Origin of the sequence: Acinetobacter sp. ANC 3781 (genome assembly GCF_004331285.1) — a bacterium.
Lineage (GTDB): Bacteria > Pseudomonadota > Gammaproteobacteria > Pseudomonadales > Moraxellaceae > Acinetobacter.
On record NZ_SJOH01000001.1, the window covers coordinates 57,878 to 81,830 of the forward strand.

A 23,953-nucleotide genomic window follows, 5' to 3' on the forward strand; every position below is an offset into this window, starting at 1 on the left:
CATTCAGCATGCGTTCGTTACAGCATGGCAAATAAAGAAACGCTTGAAATTGATGGCACTGGAAAGATAAATGCTGCAGCACAGAAACGCTATGCGATTTTTCTTCAGCGGTATTTGAAAGTGGGTAAATTGTTAATTACTTCTTTACGGGCTCAAACGCCAAAAACTTTAAGGGTGGCAGCGTGATGGATATTCAAAGAGAAATGTTTGAAGCATTGGACCATATCAAGCGACTACTGGACTATTCTAAATTTAATGAAAAAATGAATAGCTATGAATTAGTCAGGGATGAAAATTACGCTATTCGAGATACGTGTGAACTAAATACAGCATCCAAAGCCCAAGCGGTTCCAGAAGGATTTATGGCACTTGCGGTCGATGATGTAGAAAGATTTCTTAGATGTCTCGATGACCACGCCATCTATATCACACACAAAGCTAGTGATGCTTTAGAAAATATTAGAAAAGCCATGATCGAAGCACAGGAGTAAAAGGGATGATATTGATGAAAAACAGGAGCCAACCAATGACTGAAAAACTAGAACAAGCACAAGACCTCATTGAATCGTTAGCAGCTCGAAAAATTGGTGGTACTGGCTATTTGATGAATAGTGAAGAAGCTGAATTGGCGTATGAAGTTTTTAACGATTATGTGGAAAGGAATGAGTTGAAAGGCGTTGATGTGAAGTTGCCTTTTGATGTGAGTTTTGGGAGCAGAGTTATGATTTAAAAAACTAAACAATTAATACCAGCTGAAATAGTTCGTGATGATTATGGCTTCTGGGTTCATCCTGTGCTTAGCCAGTATTTAGATGACTTGTTAGACGATCATGAAGGAATGACGGAATCCGAACATCAAAAAATGATGCGCGATTTAGGTGTAACCTTTTACCAGGTAGAAATGGAATGGGATTGCTCTGAAGAAATACAGGAAAAATATTGGGGTATCGGTGACATTGAAGCCACCAGGGATTGGAATCCAAGTAAGCCAAAATTAACAGGTGATTGGTTTTTAGTTTCAATTAATGACACAGAGGATGGTCCAGTATCTTGGTGGACTAAACCTAAAAATGATTTACCTGAATCTGTGAAACAAAGTTTGCGGGAGGTTAGTTGATGACAGCATGGCGAACATGGGCAACTTTATTGTTGCCCCTGCCACCTTCAGACATTTAGTTGACAGATGATCAGGCGGCAGAATTTTTAAGTGATGAGAAGGGATACATCAAAGCATCTATTATTTGCTTAAAGGGATTTCCAAAACCAAAGCACATTACCGAGACTGTAAAAGGTCGAAGATGGAACTTGAAAAAAGTATCTGACTGGTTAAATGAAAGCCCATAAGATTTGAAAAAAGCAGTAGGCAGACCCCGCAAAATATAGCGGGTTTTTTCTTGATTAAAATATGGATTACGCCAAAGTTATTATAAGCTATTGATTTTATAGGTATTATTGGTGCGCTCAGCGGGACTCGAACCCACGCCACAGGCTTCGGAGACCTGTACTCTATCCAGTTGAGCTATGAGCGCGCGTGCACATCATAACAAAAAAAACCATAAGGTAAAGCAACTATATATAAGTCTTTATTTTAGTGCTCAGACTTTAAACAATGTTCCATAATTGCAACAGAGAATTCCTCCTTATTTACTTGGTTTATTAGCAAAGATCACTCACAATACTCACACTATTCACCATGTGAGAAATTCATGACTGATGCATTGACCTTGCGAGACGTATCTAAAACTTACCGAAATGGTTTTCAAGCATTGAAAGGTATCAATTTAACTGTACCTGAAGGTGAGTTTTATGCACTCCTCGGACCCAATGGCGCAGGTAAATCGACCACCATCAGCATCATTAGTTCACTTACCAAAAAAACCTCCGGTACTGTTGAAATTTTTGGCCATAATCTAGACACGCATCCATCTGAAGCTAAACAATGCTTAGGCGTTGTACCGCAAGAATTCAACTTTGGTCAGTTTGAAAAAACCTTTGACATTTTAGTGACTCAAGCCGGTTATTACGGCATTCCAAAAAAAATTGCGGAACAACGGGCTGAGCAATACTTAGAAAAGCTTGGTCTTTGGGATAAACGTGCCATTCAAGGACGTATGCTTTCTGGCGGGATGAAACGCCGTCTAATGATTGCCCGTGCCATGATGCATCAACCTAAATTGCTTATTCTGGATGAACCGACTGCGGGTGTAGACATTGAATTACGCCGTTCAATGTGGGACTTCCTTACCGAAATGAATGAAAATGGCACCTCTATTATTCTGACTACGCATTATTTAGAAGAAGCAGAAATGTTGTGTCGTCGAATCGCCATTATTGATCGTGGTGTAATTAAAGAAGATACCAGCATGAAATCTTTCTTGAATCAGCTGAGTGAAGAATCCTTCATATTCGACTTAGTTGAACCGATTCAACCCATTCATATTGAAATTATTGGTGTGCGTTTCAATTTAATCGATCCTGTCACTTTAGAAGTCACCATGGACAAGGCACATACCGTGAATGAATTATTCCAGCTTATGGAAGCTCAAGGCATTCAAGTCCGCAGTATGCGTAATAAATCGAATCGCTTAGAAGAACTGTTTGTGAAAATGGTCGAAAAAAATCTTGATGGAGCAGCGCAATGAACATTAATCAACTCAGTGTTGCGCTGTATACCCTCGTGCATAAAGAAGTGCGTCGCTTTATGCGTATCTGGCCACAGACCCTGTTACCCCCTGCCATTACCATGAGTTTGTACTTCGTGATTTTTGGTAATCTGGTCGGATCTCGTATTGGCCAAATGGGCGGCTTTAGCTATATGCAGTTTATTGTGCCCGGCCTGATTATGATGGCAGTAATCACCAATAGCTATGCCAATGTATCTTCCAGTTTCTTTAGTGCAAAATTTCAAAAAAGTATTGAAGAGCTGATCATGAGTCCTGTGCCACTGCATATGATTCTTTGGGGCTATGTGATTGGTGGTGTGTGTCGTGGCATCTTGGTCGGCATTCTTGTGACTGCCATGAGCATGTTCTTTACTGACTTATATATTACCAACTGGTTTGTGACGATATATACCGTTTTGATTACCTCGTTGTTGTTTTCACTCGGTGGACTGATTAATGCGGTTTATGCGAAATCTTTTGATGATATTTCGATTATCCCCACTTTCGTATTGACTCCACTCACCTATTTAGGTGGTGTATTCTATGCCATTAGTGCTTTAAGCCCATTTTGGCAAAATCTCTCTTTAATTAACCCGATCGTATATATGGTCAATGCTTTCCGTTTCGGCATTTTAGGTCATAGTGATGTCAATGTTTCAGTTTCATTAAGCATCATCACCTTATGTTGTGTGGCACTTTACGGGGTAGCTTACTATTTACTTTCTCGTGGTTCAGGAATGCGTGAATAATGAGTGTAGAACATTCTCTTTTAGGTAAAGACACCAATTATCCAACAGAATATCAACCCGATATTCTGTTTCCAATTGCACGCGCTCAAGCCCGTGAAAAATATGCCCATGTTGAAGGTATTCAACAAGGCCAAGACTGGTGGCATGTTTTTGAAATTTCTTGGTTAAATACAGCTGGCATTCCTCAGGTAGCGATTGGCCGTATTACCTTGCCGGCCTCTTCACCAAACCTGATTGAATCGAAATCATTAAAGCTCTACTTTAACAGTCTGAACTTTACCAAATTCGATTCAAAAGATAGTTTCATTACGACCGTTGAAAAAGATTTATCTGCGGCGGCAGGCGCGACGATCACCCTGACTTTATTCCAGCCCGATGATCTAGAGATTACCCAACCGGATGGGATCTGTATTGATGATTTAAGCCCAGAACGTTTAGAGAACCATCCAGATGCAAGTTTATTAAAATTAGATGCAGAAAATAGCGAACAAGTTGAAGTGCAACTGTATTCACATTTACTGCGCAGTAACTGTCCAGTCACAGGACAGCCGGACTGGGGCACGGTTTTTATTCGATATCAGGGTAAAAAACCTTGTTATCGCAGTATTTTAGCTTATATTATTTCTTACCGTCAGCATAATGGCTTTCATGAACAGTGTGTGGAACAAATGTTTGCCGATGTCTGGCAAAACCTGGGGCCAGGAAAACTGATGGTATATGCAACTTATACACGTCGTGGTGGATTAGACATCAATCCTTGCCGTGTATCCGATGCGACATGGATGCCTCGCCCCATTCGTTTGGCGCGACAATAAAATGAAGAACATTGAGGTTTTTTAACATGCCATTTTTTGGGTTTATTCCTTCTGCAGAATTATTAAGCAGTATTCAAACCGCTCAAGGAAAGAAAAATTCCAGCGAACCGCTTTATCCTTTACGCGACAAAACAGCATTGTTGATTAATGAAGAAATTATTGATGCTATTTTGACCGAGCTTGTGCGTCGTTTTCCGGCCAGTGATAAGCGCGACACTGCTGAAAAACTAGCAGGTTATATCAAATCAACTGTTGCTGTTTTATTGAAACAGTTGATGAGTAAATCTTCAAATGATGTGGTCAAGCAATCGATTGAGTTTTCTGAAAAAAGCTTATTTAAAGATGCGGAAGGCAATTTCCGCGTAGGCGAACATTTAGATGCCAGTTTGGTGACCAATCTTAAGCAAAGTTATGCCGAAATTAAAGCGGGAAATGACATTAACAAGGCCGCGCTCACTGAATCGTATAAACAGTTTGCTGAAGCCACTGTGCGTCATTTTATGAGTGACTTTAACAAGACACTCGATTTAGGCATGATCAAGCGTAAAGCGGCTGATCTTGGCGCTGCAGCAGTGACTAAAGCAGTCCATATTGCAGTGGATAAAATCATTCCAAATCTCAATAAAGCCGAGCTTCGGGCACTTGCGGAATACCACGACACCTTATTTCATGCTTAAGCATTTTTAAACTATAGAAAACCTGGCGATTGCTGGGTTTTTTTATGCAAAATCTTGATATAAATTATCCAAATACAGATAGATGTGATCATTGTGTTCAGATTGATCTAGCGCAAAAATATTTCATTCTGCTGCTCATAATATAGTTTCCTAGCTCATTGGGACCTTTTAAGCATCAACCTGTTGTTGTCTAAGTGTTCATTTTTATAGTTGCAGCTTATTCTTCTCTTTATTGCTAAAAGTCTTTCCGAAGTTTATCTCGCCTTTTTCGCCCTTCTTTTTATCTTCTCATTTTTTAGTTTAATTCGCCTTTCCTCATTACTGAATTAAGTATATACCTCGGACATCCGCTTCATATTTGATACAAGTAGCGTTGAACTGAAAAAGTTAGAAAATTTGCATATAGCTGACTAATGGGCACTCAGATTTAAGATCCTTAAATTGAGTTTTTTTCAGCAATATTTTTATGCTGTTTTAATCAAATTAATTCAGTACCTTATTGGTGGGAATTACACTAATTTTTGTCTTATTTTTCTTCTTGGCCAAGGAACAATATCGAGTGAATCAAAATAAAAATATGCCATGACTTTATTTTCGCCATAAAGCTGATGTCCTAGATTCAAGCCGAAGTATTATTTACTCAATACTCCTCGAATTAGCAGGATTTCAGTTAAAGATTTTGCATGCTTTTTATCAACCTACTTTTGCCTGATGGTCATCTCAATTTCATTATTGCCATTTATTCTAAAAGATGGAGTTTTAGTGGCTGACTTATTTTAGTTCTTTTATATTTCGCTATTATTACTCAGACTTTACAAACCTCGTTAAGTTGCTGGCACAATTATGAGTGATTTTACCTGTGAACAACCTAGGTTTGTCTTTTTTTGTATATGTAATTGTTGTAGTAGCCTCAGTCAATGTTATCTTAACCATTTGAAAAATTCCGTTATCTTTCACGAGATGGATGTTCAATCCTTATATTTGTAATAGCGGCTTTTAGCGTCGTGATGTCAATTCACACACACTGATTATGTTTTTGGAACTTTGAGTAATATGTTAAATATCAACTTTTATAACAAAATTAAACGTCTTCCTTTACTTATCGGTGCATTTTGCATCACCAGTTTCTGTCAAGCCAACGATTTTTCTAATCACCCTTCTTATAACAGCTTTAAACAAAAAACTATGCAGACCTATGGCTTAAGTGCAGAGCAAGTTGATTGGGCCATGAATGGCTCAAAAAACCTTCCCAATATTATCAATATTATGAATCGCCCGGGTGAAAGCAAGCCCTGGTACCAATATAAAACCAACTTTATGGCTGAAAGCGCCATTCAGCGTGGTGTACGTTTCAAAAATCAATATGCCGACACTTTAAACCGTGCTGAACAACAGTTCGGAGTACCTCAGTCGGTGATTCTAGGTATTTTAGGGGTAGAAACAGGTTTCGGTGCCAATAAAGGCAATTTCGTCACCCGTGATGCATTGGCAACTTTAGGGTTTGGTTATGAGCGCCGTGCACAATATTTTCAGGATGAACTCTCTGCGCTAATTGCATGGTCATATAAAGACGGTGTTCCAACCAATTCAGTAACAGGTTCTTATGCAGGTGCAATCGGCTACCCTCAATTTATGCCAAGTAACATTCCCAAGCTAGGTGTTGACTATGATGCTAACGGACATATTGATCTTAGAAATTCAGCGGTAGATGCGATTGGTTCGATTGCCAATTATTTGGCTCAACATGGCTGGCAACGCAATCAACCCATCGGCTTTGCGGCACGCTATACAGGAAATAATCCAGAATCGATTATCGCTAAAGATTTAGAACAACCCACCCCTTATGGAGTATTAAAGAATCAAGGGGTTACACCAATAAATCCTATTGTAAAAATAGATGACCTGGATATGGTGAATATTATTCAGCTTCAAGATAGTTATGCACCAATTTATTATATAACTTATCCTAATTTTCAAGTAATTACGACCTATAACAAGAGTCGCATGTATGCCACGGCAGTGTGGCAATTAGGCACAGAAATCGCCAGTCGTTGAGACTGGCTTTTACCAAAAACAACCAAAGTCAAGATTTTATTTTGCAAAATAGCGCATAAAACAGGCATTTTAAATAACATGTTACAATATTGATTATTTTTTAACCAGAAAACGTTATATTTCTGTCCTTTTTGTAATATTTTCAGGTAAAGAGTAGACAGCTTTAGCATGGCATGAATATTATCCATCTCGTCAAATGTAGTTGCAAAAGAGAATTAACAGACCGGTTTGCGAATATTTCAAGTTTTTAAATGAAATTAAGTCAATGGTCTTTAGGGGTTTAAGAATGCATTCATCAGTTAAATATATTTTAGCTTTAACGACCACTTTTGCTCTGAGTCAGTCTCAAGCAGAATTGGTTCAGTCATCATTTAGTACAGATAATGACAACTCTCGCTTGGCCACACGTGTGCTAAATAAAGACGCTCAAAATTTCAATTCGCACTTCTCAAATTTAAATAGTCTTTCAATCACTGAGCGTTCTGGCGATAAAATCCGTCGTCAAACCATTGCAGCAAAAATTGAAATTCCTGAAGACGAGCCTTCAGTGATTGAAAAGCTAAACACTGTTGCATCGAATACAGTTCGTAAATTTAGCCAAACAGGTGCAGCATCTTGGTACGGTCGCCAGTTTCATGGTCGTAAAACAGCAAGTGGTGAAACATTCGATATGAATGCCATGACTGCAGCTCATCGTAGCCTGCCATTGAACTGCTATATTCGCGTAACCAATAAAACTAACGGCAAGAGTGTTGTCGTAAAAGTAAATGATCGCGGCCCATTCCATGGCAACCGAGTTCTAGACTTGTCCTATGGTGCTGCGAAACAGTTAGGTATTACTAACGCAGGTACTGCGAAAGTAAATATTGAACGTGTTGATGGGCCAAATTCATAAGATGATGCTCAACTCCTGATACATTTGACTTAAAGGGCCACGTAATGTGGCTTTTTTTATTGCCTGAAAAAACTTTGTTTTAAGCCTCTTCTTAGTGTTTAATAAATACAGCGTATTAATAATGATAAGAGTTGAGGATGAATATATTACCGAAAACCCAAAGACGCCATATCCCTCACTTGATAACCCAATGTATCATTTCAGCAGTCCCACTCACTTTGCTTGTTGCATGCTCAAGCTTACCTACAGCACAACATAAACCTGTTCAAGAAAAAGCGCCTCATACTCTCTTGGTTTATGGTGGTCCCATTTTGACCATGGAGGGAATGCAACCGACCTATGTCGAAGCCTTACTGATTCAAGCAGGTCATATCCAGTTTAGTGGACAACTTCAACAAGCACGTAAAATTGCCCCTCAAGCGCAGCAACTTAATTTAGAACAGCGCACAGTCATCCCCGGTATCATCGATGCACATAGCCATGTCAACAGTGTCGGCTTACAACAAACGGTTGCGAATCTTTATTCTCCCCCAGATGGAGTGGTAACCGATATCAACTCGCTCATTGTTGCCATGAAAAGCTGGCAGCAGCAAAATCCCGAATTTATTCAGGCAACATTAGGCTGGATTATGGGCAACGGTTATGATGATGCTCAACTCAAAGAGAAACGCCACCCAACGGCAACAGAACTGGATCAGATCTCTAAAGATCAACCCGTCTTAATCTTGCATCAGTCTGGACATCTAGCATCGGTCAATCATAAAGCTTTAGAAATACTTAACATCAATGCAAAAACACCCAATCCATCCGGTGGCATAATTCGTCGGATGAATAATTCCATGGAGCCAAATGGGGTGCTTGAAGAAAGTGTTGTTTTCAGTGCCATGATGCAGGCTTTTAAAAATGTCCCACCCGATGTGATGGAAAAGATGGCACTCACGGCTATTCAGACGTATGTCCAAAATGGTTACACAACCGTTCAGGAAGGTCGTGCGGATGCAGGAACCAGTGAATTATGGCGAAATTTAGCCAAACAAGAAAAACTACCGATTGATCTGGTGTCCTACCCCGACATCATTAATGAAAAAGCATACATGCTTAAGCATGGCACGAGTCGCAGCTATGATCATCATTTTCGTATAGGCGGCGTTAAAATAAGTTTGGATGGCTCACCTCAAGGCAAAACGGCTTGGCTAACGCAACCCTATTTAATTCCACCAGAGGGAAAACCAAAAAGCTATTCAGGCTATCCAGCTTTTCCTGAAAACAAAACGGTACAAGATGCCATTAATTTAGCCTTTGAACACAAATGGCAAATACTGGCCCATGCCAATGGAGATGCTGCAATTGACCAATATTTAAATGATATTGATACTGCAACCAAACACTATCCAAAATTAGACCGACGCAATGTCATTATCCATGCACAAACGATGCGTGAAGATCAGTTAGACAAAGCCAAATCTCTCGAGCTCATTCCATCCTTCTTTTCGTTGCATACCTACTATTGGGGCGACTGGCACAGAGAAGAAACCCTAGGCGTAGAACGGGCGAATCGTATTTCACCGACAGGCTCTGCTTTACGCAAAGGCATTTTGTTTACCGAACATCATGATGCGCCGGTTATTCCACCTCGTAGCATGATGACGCTGGATAGCACTGTAAACCGCGTTACACGCAGTGGCAAAATACTGGGTACCGAACAACGCGTCAGCCCTTATATTGCCTTAAAGTCACTCACCGACTGGGCGGCTTATCAATATTTTGAAGAAAATAGCAAGGGAACTCTAACGGAAGGAAAGCTGGCTGACTTTGTAATTCTGAGCGACAACCCTCTGGCTGTTCCGAGCAATAAAATTAAAGATATAAAAATACTCGCAACTTATAAGGAAGGTCAGCAGATTTATCAAAATCCCAGATTTAAAAATATAGAGCTTAAATCGCCGTGACACACCTGGTATACGGTTTCAGATTTAACCGCATATTCTGTTTATTTAAAGTGAACGAGGCTGAGCTACCAACTCCTTTGACCCTTCCCTCGTTCTGGTTTATATTTAATTTGAATAAAAATAAGTCTGTGAAACTTAAATCCCGCCGGAGTGGAGAATGAAAACAATAACCGAATGGCTAGATGAATACAGTGACAGCCATCAAGACAAAACCAATAAAGCCATTCATTGGGTCTGTGTGCCTGCAATCCTTTTTTCAATCATTGGAATTCTTGCTCATTTCAGTGCGTTACTTACCGCCCTGATATTAGTATTAACTTTTATTTTTTATGCGCGCCTTGATCTGGTACTTGCTGTTGCAATGGCAGCTTTGCTTTTTGTCATGGCGTGGCTTATTTTTATCTTACCTGTGGGTGCCGGTTTTTATATCGCAGTTTTTGTTTTGGCCTGGATTGGACAGTTTTACGGGCATAAAATCGAAGGTAAAAAGCCTTCTTTCTTTAAAGACCTCCAATTCCTCCTCATTGGCCCAGTATGGTGTATGGATGCCTATTTAGGTAAATTGATACCTAAATGGAGAAAACGCCAAAAATCGCAACTGATAGCGATTTAAACACCCTTATCACTTTAGCCTTTCGAAGAACCTTTATTGATAGGTTCTTCCTTTATACTTTAACCAACCATCGGCATGAGTTTTCTGGGGATCATGATGAGTCCAGTGAATTACCCCACCTTGCTGACTGTATTCATATTCACCATAAAATTGCACAATTTCGCCCTTTTCCAAGTCATCTAGGCGTGGGCTTAAGTCAATATTGTGCGCAACTAAAACCGTTTGCCCATTACCAAGCTCCAAAATGAATTTTTGATGACGTGAACCATCATTATCATCACGCAAAATAGCTTTCACTCGCCCACTGGATTGGACTTGAATATCACTTTTTTGTTCTCGAAATGCCTGTTGAATTTTTTCATCATCATTTTGAGTGGGCAAATTGAAGGATTGCGATTCTACAGATGCTTTTTGATATTCGGTTTTCGAGAAAATTTCAGTTTGTGGTTTTGAATTGCTGAGCGGTTGATTAGAAGAGCTCTGCTGCTCTTGTAAATCAATTCCAAAGTATGCGGCTATTAAGACGATAATAACTGCGCCAATCCCCAGATTGGTTTTATTCGCCATTTTGTCGTTCCTCAAAGTTTAAGGATCTTCACACACCCCCTCTTCATAAAAAAAGCCCCAAATGGGGCTTTTTTCACAAAACATCTTTACCTAAGGGCAAAATTATTTTGCAGCAGCTTGAGCAGCAGCAACTTCTTCAGCGAAGCTCATTTCTGCTTTCTTCTCAATACCTTCACCTACTTCAAAGCGAACGAATTGAGCAACTGTAGTAGCAGTTGATTTAAGAACGTCAGCAACTTTCTTGTCGTTGTCGATTACGTACATTTGACGCTCAAGTACAACTTCGTTCAAGTATTTCTCAACTGAACCAGTCACCATTTTTTCAACGATATTCGCTGGTTTACCAGATTCTACTGCTTTCGCTTCAGCAATTTCTTTTTCTTTAGCGATAAGATCAGCAGATACGCCTTCAGCATTTACAGCAACCGGATTGAACGCAGCAACGTGCATTGCAATACCTTTACCAGTCGCAGCATCACCTGTGTAAGACACAACAACACCGATTTTTAAACCGTGTTTGTAAACTGCAAGGTTTTCGCCTTCAACAATTTTTGCACGACGTACTTGGATGTTTTCACCGATTTTTTGAACAAGAGCAATACGCGCTTCTTCAACAGTTTGGCCATCTTCAAGTTTCAATTCAGCAATTTTAGCAGCATCAGTCTCGCCAGCAGCAAGCGCAGCAGCAGCAACTTTAGCAGAGAAACCAGCAAAGTTTTCGTCTTTAGCAACGAAGTCAGTTTGGCAGTTTACTTCTAAAAGAAGTGCTTTATTACCTTCTTGAGCAATCGTGATCGCGCCATCAGCAGCAATATTACCCGCTTTTTTAGCTGCTTTTGCCTGACCAGATTTGCGAAGGTTATCAATCGCTAATTCAACATCACCATTCGATTCTGTTAATGCTTTTTTACATTCCATCATTGCCAAACCAGTACGGTCGCGCAATTCTTTAACCATGCTTGCTGTAACTGCAGTCATGTCAATCTCCTAGATTCGGTAGAAAATGAATTCTTTTTTAACAGAAACGGCCCATAGGTCTCCCATGGGCCGTCTGCATACATGACGCTTACATTGCCACCATCACATGTCGCAAAAATGACAAGCTTGCGTCAAACGCATTAAGCCTCAGGAGCTTCTTTAGCTTCTTCGCCTTTTGCTTGAGCATTTGCTTGTGATTGAGCATATTCTTTACCAGCAAGAATCGCATCAGCCATAGCAGAAGCATACAAAGTAACTGCACGGATCGCATCGTCGTTACCAGGAATAACGTAATCTACGTTATCTGGGTTAGAGTTTGTATCAACGATACCAATTACAGGAATACCAAGGTTTTTAGCTTCTTTAATCGCGATTGATTCGTGGTCAACGTCAATTACGAATAATGCGTCAGGTAAACCACCCATGTTTTTAACGCCGCCTAAAGCACGTTCAAGTTTTTCCATCTCACGAGTACGCTCTAAAGCTTCACGTTTAGTAAGCTTAAGGAAAGTACCGTCTTGAGATTGAGTTTGAAGGTCTTTTAAACGGTTGATTGATTGACGAAGAGTTTTCCAGTTCGTCAACATACCACCTAACCAGCGGTGATCAACATATGGTTGACCAGCGCGTTGCGCTTGTTCACGGATGATGTTAGATGCAGCACGTTTAGTACCAACGAACAATACTTTGTTCTTTTTGCTAGCAAGATTGTTAACAAAGTTCAAAGCATCATTTAACGCAGGAACAGTGTGTTCAAGGTTAATGATGTGAATTTTGTTACGCGCACCAAAGATGTATTCACGCATCTTTGGATTCCAGAAACGAGTTTGGTGACCAAAGTGCGCGCCAGCTTGAAGAAGGTCGCGCATGCTTACGTTGTAATCTGCCATTTTCTTTACCTTAAGTTTGGGTTAGGCCTCCATATATCCGCATTCTCCACCTCGAAAGGCACCCAGAGAAATGTGTCGATATATGTGCGGATTTTGTTGCCCCATCCAGCAAAGCCCGTGAAATTTATTCACGAAAAAGCATTTGATAAAATGGGCGGCTATTTATACCATAGTCCCATACAAATTTCCAAAAGTTTTTAGAGATCATGAACAGTACTTACGAAGCTCCACGTCGACTCATTAAAACCCCTGACGAAATTGAAAAAATGCGTGTGGCGGGACGACTGGCGGCAGAAGTCTTGGATATGATCAAACCGCATGTTGTTCCAGGGGTGACGACCCTTGAGCTTGATACGATTTGCCATGACTATATTGTCAATAAACAAGATGCCATTCCAGCATGTTTAGGTTACGGTGCAGCGCCTGGTCGTCCTGCATTCCAGCATGTGATCTGTACATCTGTGAACCATGTGGTGTGCCACGGCATTCCATCTGACGCTAAGATGCTAAAGAAAGGTGATATTTTAAATATCGACGTGACTGTCATTAAAGACGGCTACCACGGCGACACTAACATGATGTATATCGTGGGCGGTGAAACCTCAATTTTGGCTGGCCGCCTGTGTAAAGTTGCTCAAGAAGCCATGTATCGCGGTATGGAAACGGTTAAACCGGGTTCAACCATTGGTGATATTGGTCATGCTATTCAAAAGTACGTTGAATCCGAACGCTTCAGTGTCGTACGTGAATATTGTGGTCATGGTATTGGCACCGTGTTCCATGACGAACCTCAAGTGCTTCATTACGGTCAACCGAATACTGGTATGGTTCTGGAGGAAGGCATGACCTTTACCATCGAACCTATGGTGAACGCTGGTGTTTGGCAAACCAAATTATTAGGTGATAAATGGACCGTGGTAACGAAAGATCATAAGTTGTCTGCACAATACGAACACACGCTTTTAGTTACCAAAACTGGTGTTGAAGTATTGACTGCCCGTCCTGAAGAAGACTTGTCGCGTTTTATGTAATTATTTTTCATATAATTATTATATTTAAATCACATCTTAAAAATGGCTACTTCTATGTAGCCATTTTTATGGTTAAGCTTTTTTCTGCTTCAGCGTAGTGCATCCTAAATTTTAAAATCCTTCTTAAATTTAAATTCTTTAGTTATTTTATATTCTTATAAAAACATAAAATCGGATTAATCAAGGCCGTAACCATCAACACCATCTATTTCAAAAAACTATTTTTTTTCATATCGTATATTTCTTGCACCCCTTTCTGCGGTTTTTTAGGCTAAGATAGTGTGCTTTTTTATTTTTTAATCCCTATAAGAAGGAATACTGCCGTGGACGTACGTCTCTCTGATCGTGTCAATGCCATCAAACCGTCCCCTACACTTGCTGTGACCAATAAAGCTGCTGAACTTAAAGCGGCTGGTAAAAACGTAATTGGTTTGGGTGCAGGTGAACCAGATTTTGATACCCCGCAACACATCAAAGATGCAGCAATTACTGCGATTAACAACGGTTTTACCAAATATACTGCTGTTGACGGTACTCCTAGTCTTAAAAAAGCGATTATCGCGAAATTTAAACGCGACAATAATCTTGACTATGCAGCAAACCAGATCCTGGTTTCTTGCGGTGGTAAACAATCCTTCTTTAACTTGGCACTTGCTTTGTTAAACAAAGGTGATGAAGTCATCATCCCTGCGCCATACTGGGTAAGCTATCCAGACATGGTGATTATCGCTGAAGGTGTTCCAGTTGTTGTTAAATGTGGTGAAGAACAACGTTTCAAAATCACACCAGCTCAATTAGAAGCAGCAATCACTGACAAAACCCGTTTAGTGGTGCTTAACAGCCCATCCAACCCTACGGGCATGATTTACACTAAAGCTGAATTAGAAGCTTTGGCTGATGTTCTTCGCAAATATCCAGAAGTATTTGTTGCTTCAGATGACATGTACGAGCCAATCCGTTGGGATGACGAGTTCTACAATATCGCAACTGTTGCTCCAGACCTGTATGACCGCGTAATCGTACTGAATGGTGTATCTAAAGCTTATGCAATGACTGGCTGGCGTATTGGCTATGCAGCGGGTCCTGCTAAATTGATTGGTGCAATGAAAAAAATTCAGTCTCAATCAACTTCAAATCCAACTTCGATTTCACAAGTTGCTGCTGAAGCTGCATTGAATGGTCCTCAAGACGTACTTGAGCCAATGATTGAAGCATTCAAACGTCGCCATGACTTGGTTGTGAAAGGCTTAAACGACATTAACGGTATCACTTGCTTACCTGCTGATGGTGCGTTCTATGCTTACGCTAATATCAAACCGTTAATTCGTGCTAAAGGTTTAAAATCTTGCACAGAATTCTCTGAATGGTTATTGGAAGAAACAGGTGTTGCTGTAGTTCCTGGTGATGCATTCGGTTTAGGCGGTTTCATGCGTATTTCTTATGCAACTGCTGATGAAGTACTTGTAGATGCACTTGCTCGTATTAAGAAAGCTGCTGATTCAATCGAAGGCGTAGATGCTGCGATTGCTTCAATTGCTGCTGAAAAATAATCTGCTTTTTATAAAGCTAGATTAAAAAACCCGCTCTTGAAGCGGGTTTTTTAATAGCTCAAATTTCATATAGCACCCAATACTGGGTATATAGGAAAAGCCTTCAAATGGATGAATCTTTAAAATCTAATCAATAGTTCCTTTTGCAACAGCATAAAAAAGTACAGTAATCTTCTCATCACTCAGATTATTTTAAAACTTTCTTCTCTGGTGTGGCCCAAATCACTAACCCAATTCCAGCCAAAACAATCACTGCGGAAATAATAATTCGCCAGCTAAGTTCCTCACCTATAAACAACGCACCGCCTAAAATGGCTAAACATGGCACAGATAGCTGCACACTGCTCGCCGTCACGCGATCAATACGCTTCACTATGACATACCACAGTACATAAGCACCGCTAGATGCTAAGCCGCCTGAAAGTACTGCTAAAAGCACCCCTTGAGGCTGAGCAAAGCTTTGTGCATAAAACGCAGCATAAGCCAGCAATACAAAAGGACTAGCCATTACAAAATTTGCCAGCGTACTTGCCAACGAGTTTTGCATGTTCTTACCCGCAATACTGTACATTGCCCAGCCTATGCCTGAAAGCACCATAATGGCCGCATAAACCAAGTTGGGTGCTGCTGCGCCCGGCAGCAACAAAATCAAAATACCGAGAATTGCGATGCCCAACCCTACGCCACGCTGAATATTGATTTTTTCACCATGACACAAACCATAGCCGACCATACTCAACTGTACTGTACCAAACAAAAGCAATGCTCCTACACCTGCATCTATATGCACATAGGCCAGTGAAAAAGCCACCATATAGAGCGCAAGGCAAAAACCATTCTTAATATTCCATTCGATTTTGGCTTTTTGTACAGAAAATATATAGAGCAGCAATAAAACGGCTGCACCGCTAAATACACGTATTAGGCTAAAACTGATTGGGTCAATTTGATGACCCGCCAACGCCAAACGGCATAAAACCGAATTGGCTGCAAAAGCCAGCATGGCAATCGAGATCTTAAACAGCATAGTTGAGCATCCCTCTTCAACCGCATCTCGTAGATATAGCGAATATATCTTATTAAATCTATACAGATTTTCTGATTCAATTTATAAGAAAGACAGATGAACCAACATCTTTCATATTTATCAACCATTAGTTTTCTTCTTGATCTTTAGAAAACAATGCAATCACATTAGCCTCAGTGAGTTGCTCTGTAGAATATTTAAACTGGTAAAAATCGGGCTTATTATCAATATAAATTTCTGTAGTCAGTTTTAAATCTTTCGGCTGGTCTTGCATGGCAAAGACATTAATGTTGCAATAACTACCATCCTGGGTACGCCAGAAAAGCAAGGTGCCGCAGCGACTACAAAAACCACGCTCTCCCCATTCAGAAGATTGAAAATAGCGCTAAATGTTCTTGATCTTCAAACTTTAAACTGTCTGGCTCTACATCCACACTCATCAGTACACCACTTGACTGCTGACGGCACATGGAACAGTGACAGGCGTGTACATCATGATTTTTTAATTCTGCTTGGAACTTAGTTTTACCGCATAAACAGGATACATTCATTGTTATTTCCTTGATTACGTTAATACTGATCAAAAATATCTAAAATATTGTTTCTTCTATGTATAAATGACAAATTCATCTCTGTATAAGTTTTATTAAAGAATTTTAAAACAATTATCTTATCAATTTGTTTTATTCACTATTTTAGATATATGAACATATGCTTCAAATCAAATGGAAAAATGATTTTTACAGCCATGCATTTTGCACGAATTAACTCAAAGCTGAGTGTTGACGACATGGTTAAATTTTGCTTAATTGAAATCTAGGTTCCTTTTTGGAACTGATCAATCAATAAGGAAATAATGACAATGAATCCAAAAAAAATGACCGGACTACAATTTCTACAAGCTATGTGTGCAGGAAAAATTCCAGCTGCAAGTATTAGTGAAACTATTCCAATGCAACCTTATGATGTTTCAGAAGGAACAATTCATTTCAGAGTAAAAGCAGATCATCGTCATTTAAATCCGTTAGGGGGCGTACACGGTGGTTTTTCAGCCACAGTTTTGGATTCCGTTACAGGTTGCGCAGTACACAGTATGCTAGAAGCTGGTGTAGGGTACGGCACTATCGACTTAAATATAAAAATGTGCCGTCCTATCCCTAAAAATAAAGAGCTTCATGCTATGGGTACGGTCATTAATATGAGTAAGAACCTGGGCATATCTGAAGGTAGAATTATCGATGAAGAAGGTAAACTTTATGCCCATGCTACTGCGACTTGCATGATTATCCGTTAAGGTTAAATCCGGTCTTTAAAAGATAACAAAACAGAGCTTAAGCTAACCACTTAAGCTCTGTAGTTTAATCAGGGTTAGATCGCTGATTTAAATGATTTTGTTAGCGCTGGAAAATCGACTTCTGGACGTGAAGTGCCTTTATAAATACATAAATATTTAAATACGCTATCGAGCGATACAGAGAGCTTCTTCTGTTCTGATACTGACCAGACTTTAGAGTTATTTCGTCCAGTTAAGGCGCTGCCATTCAACTGGTATAAATATAAATCATGATCACGTTGCAAAGGTTGCTTACGACCATTGGAATAACTATCTAGAAGCAATTGGCAAGGTGAGTCAATCAACCATTTATCGCTAAACCAAAGTTGTAACAAATCACCCAAATATAAGGCTTGAGTTCCAACAGGCCACACTTGGATATAAGCATCTTCAACAGCAGTTTGATAACGATCTGGATTTTGAATAATGGAAAGATAATTGTCTTGATAAAAAGATAAATTTAAAAAAATTTCGGCAATCGTCAGCGTACGCATTCGCTTTCTCCTGTTTAGCCATTTTAGTGCTGGCAAGTTGGTTTAAATCCACACTGTTTGAACTTTCATTCAAACGCTCTGTTATGCATTTAATCTAACAAGCCGATTTTGGCTGTGCAAGTTTTTTTAACATTTTTGATTTATTTGTCTAAATAAAAAGCATACAGCACAAAAATTAAGGAATCATGACACTTTTAGCTTGACCCCCTAAAAAATCTCCTTATAATCGCATGCAGATTCTCCAATAGCTCAGTCGGTAGAGCGACGGACTGTTAATCCGCAGGTCCCTGGTTCGAGCCCAGGTTGGAGAGCCAAATACGAAAAAGCCCGCAGCATTAAAGCGGGCTTTTTTTTGCCTGAATAATATAGAACGGTTTAAATCATCATAAAAACAATTATTCTTATTGCCTGTTTTTTTAAATTCAACCTCCGAATATCTAGCTGATATCAAGTTACCCTATTCATAGCCATAAATTTTTAGAGATATAGAAAAATCATTGTTGAATAATAGACTTCTTTCATAAGTCATTTTTCAATTATGACAAGTCGTTTATAAAGCCAAAATTAAAAATAAATTTTAGTAGGTAGTGGAATTATGAGAGTGGCATGGATGCCACATGTTTCCAATCACGACAAGGATATTGTGTATGGGAAATAAAAGGTTTTTCTTGCGAACTCAAAATATATTTTGATGTTCTCATTTTGATCTTTCAAAAGTAGAGATATCGCCTACGCAAAAGCATAAAAATCGAATCAATTAAATAAAACAATACTGATTTAAAAAAATCTAATAGTAAATATTTTTTGATTTATGTAAGTTATCTAATGAGTAAGCAATAAAAGAAAAGCGCATCGAAATGCGCTTTTTTATATTCACCCATCTGAATATAGATAAATCTAAAGATTGTTTTATTGCTGAGGTAAAGGAATATATTGTGAATTGCTATTCTGCGCTTTACGTTCAGCCACCACTACATTCAGGCTTAAAGGTTTCTCATCTCGCACTACTTCAACTTTGATGGTGCTATTTGGAGCTTGCAAGGCTACATAATTAATCAAGTGTGAAGCAGAATTAATCGGCTCTCCATTGACTTGAATAATCTTGTCGCCTTTTTGAATTCCCGCTTTGGCTGCTGGGCCTTGAGGAAGCACATCTGCAACCACAACACCTGCTTGCTTAGGTTCAAGAATGTTTTCCTGTTGGACTGGCATTAGGCTAATACCCAACCAGCCACGGACTACACGCCCATCTTTCAAAATTAAATTCAGAATTTGCTGGCACACTTTCGCTGGAATGGCAAAACCAATACCCAATGAACCACCAGATTGAGAAAAAATAGCCGTATTGACACCAATCAAATTACCTGCAACATCAATCAGCGCACCACCCGAGTTCCCTGGATTAATGGCGGCATCGGTTTGAATGAAGTCTTCATAAGTGTTAATGCCCAAATCCGAGCGATTGGTAGCCGAGATAATCCCTTGAGTGACTGTTTGCCCAACACCAAAAGGATTACCAATGGCAAGAACGACATCGCCTACTTCATTACCACTCAGTTTAAACGGTAAAACAGGAAGCTTGTCCAGTTCAATCTTAATTACGGCAAGATCTGTATCGGGGTCTGTACCAATAATTTTTGCTACAGCGCGACGTCCATCATTCAATCCGACCACAATTTTATCAGCTTGTGCGATCACATGATTATTAGTCAAGATATAACCATCTGAACGAACAATAACACCAGAACCCAAGCTGTTTTCATTTTGCTCCTGACCGAATTGATCTGGTACTTGATCACCAAAAAATTCACGGAAGGCAGGATCATTTAACAATGGATGTTCAGTCTGCTTTACTTTTTGAGTGGTAAAAATATTCACCACTGCTGGAGCAGCAACTTTAACCGCAGCGTTATAAGAATCAATACCGCCTGTCCTCGTAGTACTGACCAAAGGCTCCACTTTTTCTACCGGCATTTTTACGCCATCAGCCGCAACAGGTGCTTTTGGCTGTTGGTATTGTTGCCATGCAAGAAAACCCAGCGTGACCAAAATGAGTAAAACCCAAGGTAACCATGTAAAGGTGCGACGCACGTTAATTTCCTCTAACAATATTTTAATTCGTTGATGACTAAGTAATTTATGCGCCATTGTAAAATGAAATACAGCAGGAAACATAAAAATAGTGAAAGAGTTTTGTGATGCTTTAGTTACAATTCAAAATATGTTTTGATGATGTTAAATATTTAGGCTTTTGAGAAATTTATGGCAAAGCTCAATGAGATTATTCAGTGGTGCGACCACACCCTGAAATCACCCGAATTTAAAGACTATGCACCAAATGGTCTGCAAATTGAAGGTAAACCCGATGTAAATAAAATTTTGTGTGCAGTGACTGCATCACAAGGTGCAATTGAAGCCGCAATTGAACAAGGTGCGGATATGCTGTTGGTCCATCATGGCTATTTCTGGAAAGGTGAACCCTATCCGATTACTGGCATGCGCGGCAAACGCATAAAAAGTTTAATTCAACATGATATTTCACTGGCAGGCTATCATCTACCTTTAGATAGCCACCCAACTTTAGGTAATAATGCAGCTATTGCAGATATTTTAGCATTAGAAAATATTGAAGCCCTAGATCCAAGTGAACGTCATCCGATTGGTAATATTGGTTATTTAAAACAACCCGTATCTGCTGAAGAATTTAAACTGTATGTATCTCAGCGTTTAGATTTTAATGCCATTCATCTTGCTGCTGATAAAAAATCAATCCAAAAAATCGGTTTCTGTACCGGTGGCGCACAAGATTTTATTGGCAAAGCGGCTGAACGAAATTGTGATGCTTATATTTCCGGTGAAGTCAGTGAACGGACTTTTTATGAAGCCAAAGAACTGAATGTGCATTATTACGCGTGTGGACATCATGCAACCGAGCGTTATGGGGTACAACGTCTGGCAAAAGCTATTTCAGAACAGTTCGATATTGAGTATAGTTACTTCGAATTAAACAATCCGATTTAATTCAAATTTGACGGTTTGACATTTCCTTTATACGTATAAATTTAGGCTTTATTCTGTATTGTTATTTATAAGCAATGCGCAATTTAGGCAAAGAATCCATTACAATAAAGCCACTTAATGTCAAAACCCAGCAAAATGCAAGGAATTGAAAACATGACAACGATTACTTTACCAGCACTTCCATACGGTTATGAAGATCTTGCTCCACATATCAGCAAAGAAACTTTAGAATACCATCACGACAAACATCACAACACATACGTTGTAAACTTGAATAACCTAATCAAGGGTACTGAGCTTGAAGGTAAAACTTTAGAAGAAATCATTAAAGCGTCTGCTGGTGATGCTGCTAAAGTTGGCGTATTCAACAATGCTGCTCAAGTTTGGAACCATACATTCTACTGGAACTGTATGACTAAAAACGGTGGTGGTAAAGCGACTGGTACTTTAGCTGCTAAAATTGATGAAGCTTTCGGTTCGTATGAAAAATTTGCTGAAGAATTTGCTGCTGCTGCAACCACTCAATTCGGTTCAGGTTGGGCTTGGTTGGTTGCTGACGAAGTAAATGGCAACTTATCTATTCTTAAAACTTCAAATGCTGATACTCCACTTGCTCACGGTAAAGTTGCAGTGTTGACGATTGATGTTTGGGAACATGCTTACTACATCGACTACCGTAATGCACGTCCTGCTTACATCAAAACTTTCATGGAAAGCTTGGTAAACTGGGATTACGCAAATGCTAAATATGCTGGCCAAGAAGCGGGCGTTGAAAAATAAGATTTGAAATAAATTTTATTTTTTGCATAAAAAACCACCTCCTGTAGGTGGTTTTTTTATTTTTCGGGCATATCTGCATAATTATAAGGCAAATGATTCATTTCTTTATATTTACGTGTTGACGACTTAGGTTTTGATCCCTAAAATGCGCATCAGATTCTCCAATAGCTCAGTCGGTAGAGCGACGGACTGTTAATCCGCAGGTCCCTGGTTCGAGCCCAGGTTGGAGAGCCATCTATTCTTCCATAGCTCAGTCGGTAGAGCGACGGACTGTTAATCCGCAGGTCCCTGGTTCGAACCCAGGTGGAAGAGCCAGATTCTAAAAAGCCCACTCATCATGCAGTGGGCTTTTTTTATCAATCAAATGTCTATTTCATATGCAACACATGTGTTGAATGTGTTCTCTTTAATCCACATTTTTTACTTAAATCATAGATTATTCCCCAATCTATTGTTCACTGATCAAAATTTAGTTATGTTCATCCTAATAAAAATATTTTAATAAATCTTATGAATACAACTTGGATGAAGTCTCTGGTTTTCTGGATTATTTTACTTATTGTCATGTTCGCAGTGTTTCAATGCAGTCAAAATTCTGAAAATAAAAAACAGGCTTCCGCACTCATGTATGAACGCTTATTTCATTGTACCCGTAATTTACCCCAAAAGAATCTGGATGTTTTAAAACATATTCAACAACAACTCAAACCTGAACTCACTCAAGCCGAGCTGATGGAATTGATCAAGGAGTGCCGTAAAGCACACCCCTTACAAAGCAAAGAAAATTATATCAACTTAATAAAATCGCTTAAATAACAAGCAATAAGTTTATTTTTAAAACATTCAATTCATTTTCACGGTTTTTTTAAGCATAAGCCCTTGACCCTTTAAGCTTAGATACATAGAATGCGTATCAGATTCTCCAATAGCTCAGTCGGTAGAGCGACGGACTGTTAATCCGCAGGTCCCTGGTTCGAGCCCAGGTTGGAGAGCCAAATTCTAAAAACCCACTCTGATGAGTGGGTTTTTTCTTATATCAAGATTTTATTGTGTTCGATTCAAGTCAATTCACTTTTTTTCTTATTGGTTGTATTGCCAGTCTTGCTTTACTGACTATTGTTTTTCAGCAATTGTTCAAACCACGGCAAAAATTCTTTCCCAAACGTGTAATCACGCATTTCGAAAGCAAGATGTTTATTCGTCTCAAAGAAACCTTCCCTCAACATCATCTTCTGGCCCAAGTCGCTTTTAGTGCTTTAATTACCAACAATAACTTGAAGATCCGCAATAAGTTCAATCGTAAAGTAACCGACTTCGTTTTATTGAATCAAAAGCTTGAGGTGGTTGCCATTATCGAGCTGGATGATCCCAGCCATATAGGCAAAGAACAGGAAGATGCTGAACGAGATGCCATGCTAAATGAAGCTGGCTATCAGGTTTATCGCTATACCGATATTCCGAGTGCCGATCGCTTAAGAAGAGACATTTTAAATTAGTTCAATCTGTCAATGAAAGCCACCTTATCGGTGGCTAGATTTCACCGATCCAGATCATCTATTTTCTTGCTGTTCAGCTGATTCAGTAACCGCTTCTGAAGCAGATTGTTCAGCTGCTTCACGTGCTTTAATCCGTTCCAGTATTTGCGCTTGCTGCTGTTTATATTTTTCTTGATTTTTCTCATCACTACTGACTGCAAGATAAGCCATAGTCACCAGAAAAATAGGAATGCATAACCCCAATGTCATCCAAATAATCATCTTCTTCGTATTTGGCTTCGAGCTGGACTGTGACATCATCAACACCTACAGGATTCATCAATAAAAATATAGTCCAATATACTTGAAGTACTGAAGTACAACCATTTTT

At 39.4% G+C, this 23,953-nt stretch carries 26 protein-coding genes, 5 tRNA genes and 1 pseudogene; 23 read left to right on the forward strand and 9 right to left on the reverse strand.

The features are described from left to right. Positions 1-24 precede the first annotated feature (24 nt). The 4 genes from E0H89_RS16385 to E0H89_RS00285 all read left to right on the forward strand — a co-directional run bounded on the left by E0H89_RS16385 (position 25) and on the right by E0H89_RS00285 (position 1,117). The gene (locus E0H89_RS16385; protein WP_165493988.1) at positions 25-186 is read left to right on the forward strand and encodes a hypothetical protein; all 162 of its coding nucleotides are present in this window, start codon (positions 25-27) and stop codon (positions 184-186) included. Next, a complete protein-coding gene (locus E0H89_RS00275; RefSeq protein WP_131213520.1) occupies positions 183-491 on the forward strand; it encodes a hypothetical protein in 309 nt (102 codons plus the stop codon). Before E0H89_RS16385 ends, E0H89_RS00275 begins: the two co-directional genes overlap by 4 nt. Before the next feature lie 35 nt (positions 492-526). Beyond that, positions 527-730, forward strand: coding sequence for a hypothetical protein (locus E0H89_RS00280; protein ID WP_131213522.1), 204 nt, complete (start codon positions 527-529; stop codon positions 728-730). 63 nt (positions 731-793) lie between these two features. After that, complete coding sequence (locus E0H89_RS00285) at positions 794-1,117, forward strand: hypothetical protein (protein ID WP_131213524.1); 324 nt, start codon at positions 794-796, stop codon at positions 1,115-1,117. A gap of 336 nt (positions 1,118-1,453) precedes the next feature. Here E0H89_RS00285 and E0H89_RS00295 read toward each other — a convergent pair. Then, positions 1,454-1,529: transfer RNA gene (locus E0H89_RS00295), tRNA-Arg, on the reverse strand. Between the two features lie 177 nt (positions 1,530-1,706). On the opposite strand from E0H89_RS00295, the gene E0H89_RS00300 reads away from it, so the two are divergent. The 8 genes from E0H89_RS00300 to E0H89_RS00335 all read left to right on the forward strand — a co-directional run bounded on the left by E0H89_RS00300 (position 1,707) and on the right by E0H89_RS00335 (position 10,416). Next, positions 1,707-2,642 (forward strand): ABC transporter ATP-binding protein, encoded by a 936-nt coding sequence (locus tag E0H89_RS00300; RefSeq protein WP_131213526.1) that lies wholly within the window; start codon positions 1,707-1,709, stop codon positions 2,640-2,642. Beyond that, positions 2,639-3,412, forward strand: a complete 774-nt coding sequence (locus E0H89_RS00305; RefSeq protein ID WP_131213528.1) for an ABC transporter permease — start codon at positions 2,639-2,641, stop codon at positions 3,410-3,412. The genes E0H89_RS00300 and E0H89_RS00305 overlap by 4 nt, the downstream gene beginning before the upstream one ends. Further along, positions 3,412-4,227 (forward strand): NADPH-dependent 7-cyano-7-deazaguanine reductase QueF, encoded by an 816-nt coding sequence (gene queF, locus E0H89_RS00310; protein ID WP_131213530.1) that lies wholly within the window; start codon positions 3,412-3,414, stop codon positions 4,225-4,227. Before E0H89_RS00305 ends, queF begins: the two co-directional genes overlap by 1 nt. 26 nt (positions 4,228-4,253) lie before the next feature. After that, positions 4,254-4,904 carry a hypothetical protein gene (locus E0H89_RS00315; protein ID WP_131213532.1) on the forward strand — a complete coding sequence of 217 codons (651 nt, stop codon included), beginning with the start codon at positions 4,254-4,256 and terminating at the stop codon, positions 4,902-4,904. A 1,053-nt stretch (positions 4,905-5,957) separates the two neighbouring features. After that, positions 5,958-6,959: a lytic murein transglycosylase B gene (gene mltB, locus E0H89_RS00320; protein WP_131213534.1), complete on the forward strand. Its 1,002-nt coding sequence runs from the start codon at positions 5,958-5,960 to the stop codon at positions 6,957-6,959. 286 nt (positions 6,960-7,245) lie between these two features. Beyond that, on the forward strand, positions 7,246-7,854 hold the full coding sequence (locus tag E0H89_RS00325) for a septal ring lytic transglycosylase RlpA family protein (protein WP_131213536.1): 609 nt from the start codon (positions 7,246-7,248) through the stop codon (positions 7,852-7,854). 137 nt (positions 7,855-7,991) lie between these two features. Next, positions 7,992-9,803, forward strand: coding sequence for an amidohydrolase (locus tag E0H89_RS00330; RefSeq protein ID WP_131213539.1), 1,812 nt, complete (start codon positions 7,992-7,994; stop codon positions 9,801-9,803). Between the two features lie 157 nt (positions 9,804-9,960). Continuing rightward, on the forward strand, positions 9,961-10,416 hold the full coding sequence (locus tag E0H89_RS00335) for an Mpo1 family 2-hydroxy fatty acid dioxygenase (RefSeq protein ID WP_131213542.1): 456 nt from the start codon (positions 9,961-9,963) through the stop codon (positions 10,414-10,416). Positions 10,417-10,449: 33 nt separating this feature from the next. Here the strand turns inward: E0H89_RS00335 and E0H89_RS00340 are convergent, their stop codons facing one another. The 3 genes from E0H89_RS00340 to rpsB all read right to left on the reverse strand — a co-directional run bounded on the left by E0H89_RS00340 (position 10,450) and on the right by rpsB (position 12,851). Further along, positions 10,450-10,983, reverse strand: coding sequence for a DUF3465 domain-containing protein (locus E0H89_RS00340; RefSeq protein WP_131213545.1), 534 nt, complete (start codon positions 10,981-10,983; stop codon positions 10,450-10,452). A 102-nt stretch (positions 10,984-11,085) separates the two neighbouring features. Further along, positions 11,086-11,961: a translation elongation factor Ts gene (gene tsf / locus E0H89_RS00345; protein ID WP_131213548.1), complete on the reverse strand. Its 876-nt coding sequence runs from the start codon at positions 11,959-11,961 to the stop codon at positions 11,086-11,088. Between the two features lie 140 nt (positions 11,962-12,101). Further along, positions 12,102-12,851, reverse strand: coding sequence for a 30S ribosomal protein S2 (gene rpsB, locus E0H89_RS00350; protein WP_131213551.1), 750 nt, complete (start codon positions 12,849-12,851; stop codon positions 12,102-12,104). Between the two features lie 206 nt (positions 12,852-13,057). Between rpsB and map the strand changes: the two genes are divergently transcribed. Further along, a complete protein-coding gene (map, locus tag E0H89_RS00355) occupies positions 13,058-13,882 on the forward strand; it encodes a type I methionyl aminopeptidase (RefSeq protein WP_131213553.1) in 825 nt (274 codons plus the stop codon). 323 nt (positions 13,883-14,205) lie between these two features. Continuing rightward, positions 14,206-15,432, forward strand: a complete 1,227-nt coding sequence (locus E0H89_RS00360) for a pyridoxal phosphate-dependent aminotransferase (RefSeq protein WP_131213555.1) — start codon at positions 14,206-14,208, stop codon at positions 15,430-15,432. Between the two features lie 187 nt (positions 15,433-15,619). Here the strand turns inward: E0H89_RS00360 and E0H89_RS00365 are convergent, their stop codons facing one another. After that, a complete protein-coding gene (locus E0H89_RS00365; RefSeq protein ID WP_131213557.1) occupies positions 15,620-16,459 on the reverse strand; it encodes a DMT family transporter in 840 nt (279 codons plus the stop codon). 127 nt (positions 16,460-16,586) lie between these two features. Further along, a pseudogene (locus E0H89_RS00370) lies at positions 16,587-17,010 on the reverse strand (GFA family protein). Positions 17,011-17,321: 311 nt separating this feature from the next. Here E0H89_RS00370 and E0H89_RS00375 point away from each other — a divergent pair. After that, positions 17,322-17,753 carry a PaaI family thioesterase gene (locus E0H89_RS00375; protein WP_131213560.1) on the forward strand — a complete coding sequence of 144 codons (432 nt, stop codon included), beginning with the start codon at positions 17,322-17,324 and terminating at the stop codon, positions 17,751-17,753. 74 nt (positions 17,754-17,827) lie between these two features. Here E0H89_RS00375 and E0H89_RS00380 read toward each other — a convergent pair whose 3' ends face one another. Continuing rightward, positions 17,828-18,286, reverse strand: a complete 459-nt coding sequence (locus E0H89_RS00380) for a hypothetical protein (protein ID WP_131213563.1) — start codon at positions 18,284-18,286, stop codon at positions 17,828-17,830. 238 nt (positions 18,287-18,524) lie between these two features. Between E0H89_RS00380 and E0H89_RS00385 the strand changes: the two genes are divergently transcribed. Beyond that, positions 18,525-18,600: transfer RNA gene (locus tag E0H89_RS00385), tRNA-Asn, on the forward strand. 595 nt (positions 18,601-19,195) lie between these two features. On the opposite strand, the gene E0H89_RS00390 is transcribed toward E0H89_RS00385, so the two are convergent. Further along, positions 19,196-20,377 carry a trypsin-like peptidase domain-containing protein gene (locus E0H89_RS00390; RefSeq protein ID WP_131213565.1) on the reverse strand — a complete coding sequence of 394 codons (1,182 nt, stop codon included), beginning with the start codon at positions 20,375-20,377 and terminating at the stop codon, positions 19,196-19,198. A gap of 171 nt (positions 20,378-20,548) precedes the next feature. Between E0H89_RS00390 and E0H89_RS00395 the strand changes: the two genes are divergently transcribed. From E0H89_RS00395 to E0H89_RS00425, 7 genes are all read left to right on the forward strand, one after another. Next, entirely contained in the window at positions 20,549-21,307 is a 759-nt protein-coding gene (locus E0H89_RS00395; RefSeq protein ID WP_131213567.1) for a Nif3-like dinuclear metal center hexameric protein, read from the forward strand. A gap of 153 nt (positions 21,308-21,460) precedes the next feature. After that, the gene (gene sodB / locus E0H89_RS00400; protein WP_131213569.1) at positions 21,461-22,087 is read left to right on the forward strand and encodes a superoxide dismutase SodB; all 627 of its coding nucleotides are present in this window, start codon (positions 21,461-21,463) and stop codon (positions 22,085-22,087) included. Positions 22,088-22,245: 158 nt separating this feature from the next. Then, positions 22,246-22,321 (forward strand) — tRNA-Asn (locus tag E0H89_RS00405). A gap of 5 nt (positions 22,322-22,326) precedes the next feature. Continuing rightward, positions 22,327-22,402: transfer RNA gene (locus tag E0H89_RS00410), tRNA-Asn, on the forward strand. A gap of 195 nt (positions 22,403-22,597) precedes the next feature. Next, entirely contained in the window at positions 22,598-22,903 is a 306-nt protein-coding gene (locus E0H89_RS00415; protein WP_131213571.1) for a hypothetical protein, read from the forward strand. Positions 22,904-23,006: 103 nt separating this feature from the next. Next, positions 23,007-23,082: transfer RNA gene (locus tag E0H89_RS00420), tRNA-Asn, on the forward strand. Positions 23,083-23,136: 54 nt separating this feature from the next. Continuing rightward, positions 23,137-23,583: a DUF2726 domain-containing protein gene (locus E0H89_RS00425; RefSeq protein ID WP_131213573.1), complete on the forward strand. Its 447-nt coding sequence runs from the start codon at positions 23,137-23,139 to the stop codon at positions 23,581-23,583. A gap of 54 nt (positions 23,584-23,637) precedes the next feature. Here E0H89_RS00425 and E0H89_RS00430 read toward each other — a convergent pair whose 3' ends face one another. Next, positions 23,638-23,880: a hypothetical protein gene (locus tag E0H89_RS00430; RefSeq protein WP_131213575.1), complete on the reverse strand. Its 243-nt coding sequence runs from the start codon at positions 23,878-23,880 to the stop codon at positions 23,638-23,640. Positions 23,881-23,953: the final 73 nt, after the last annotated feature.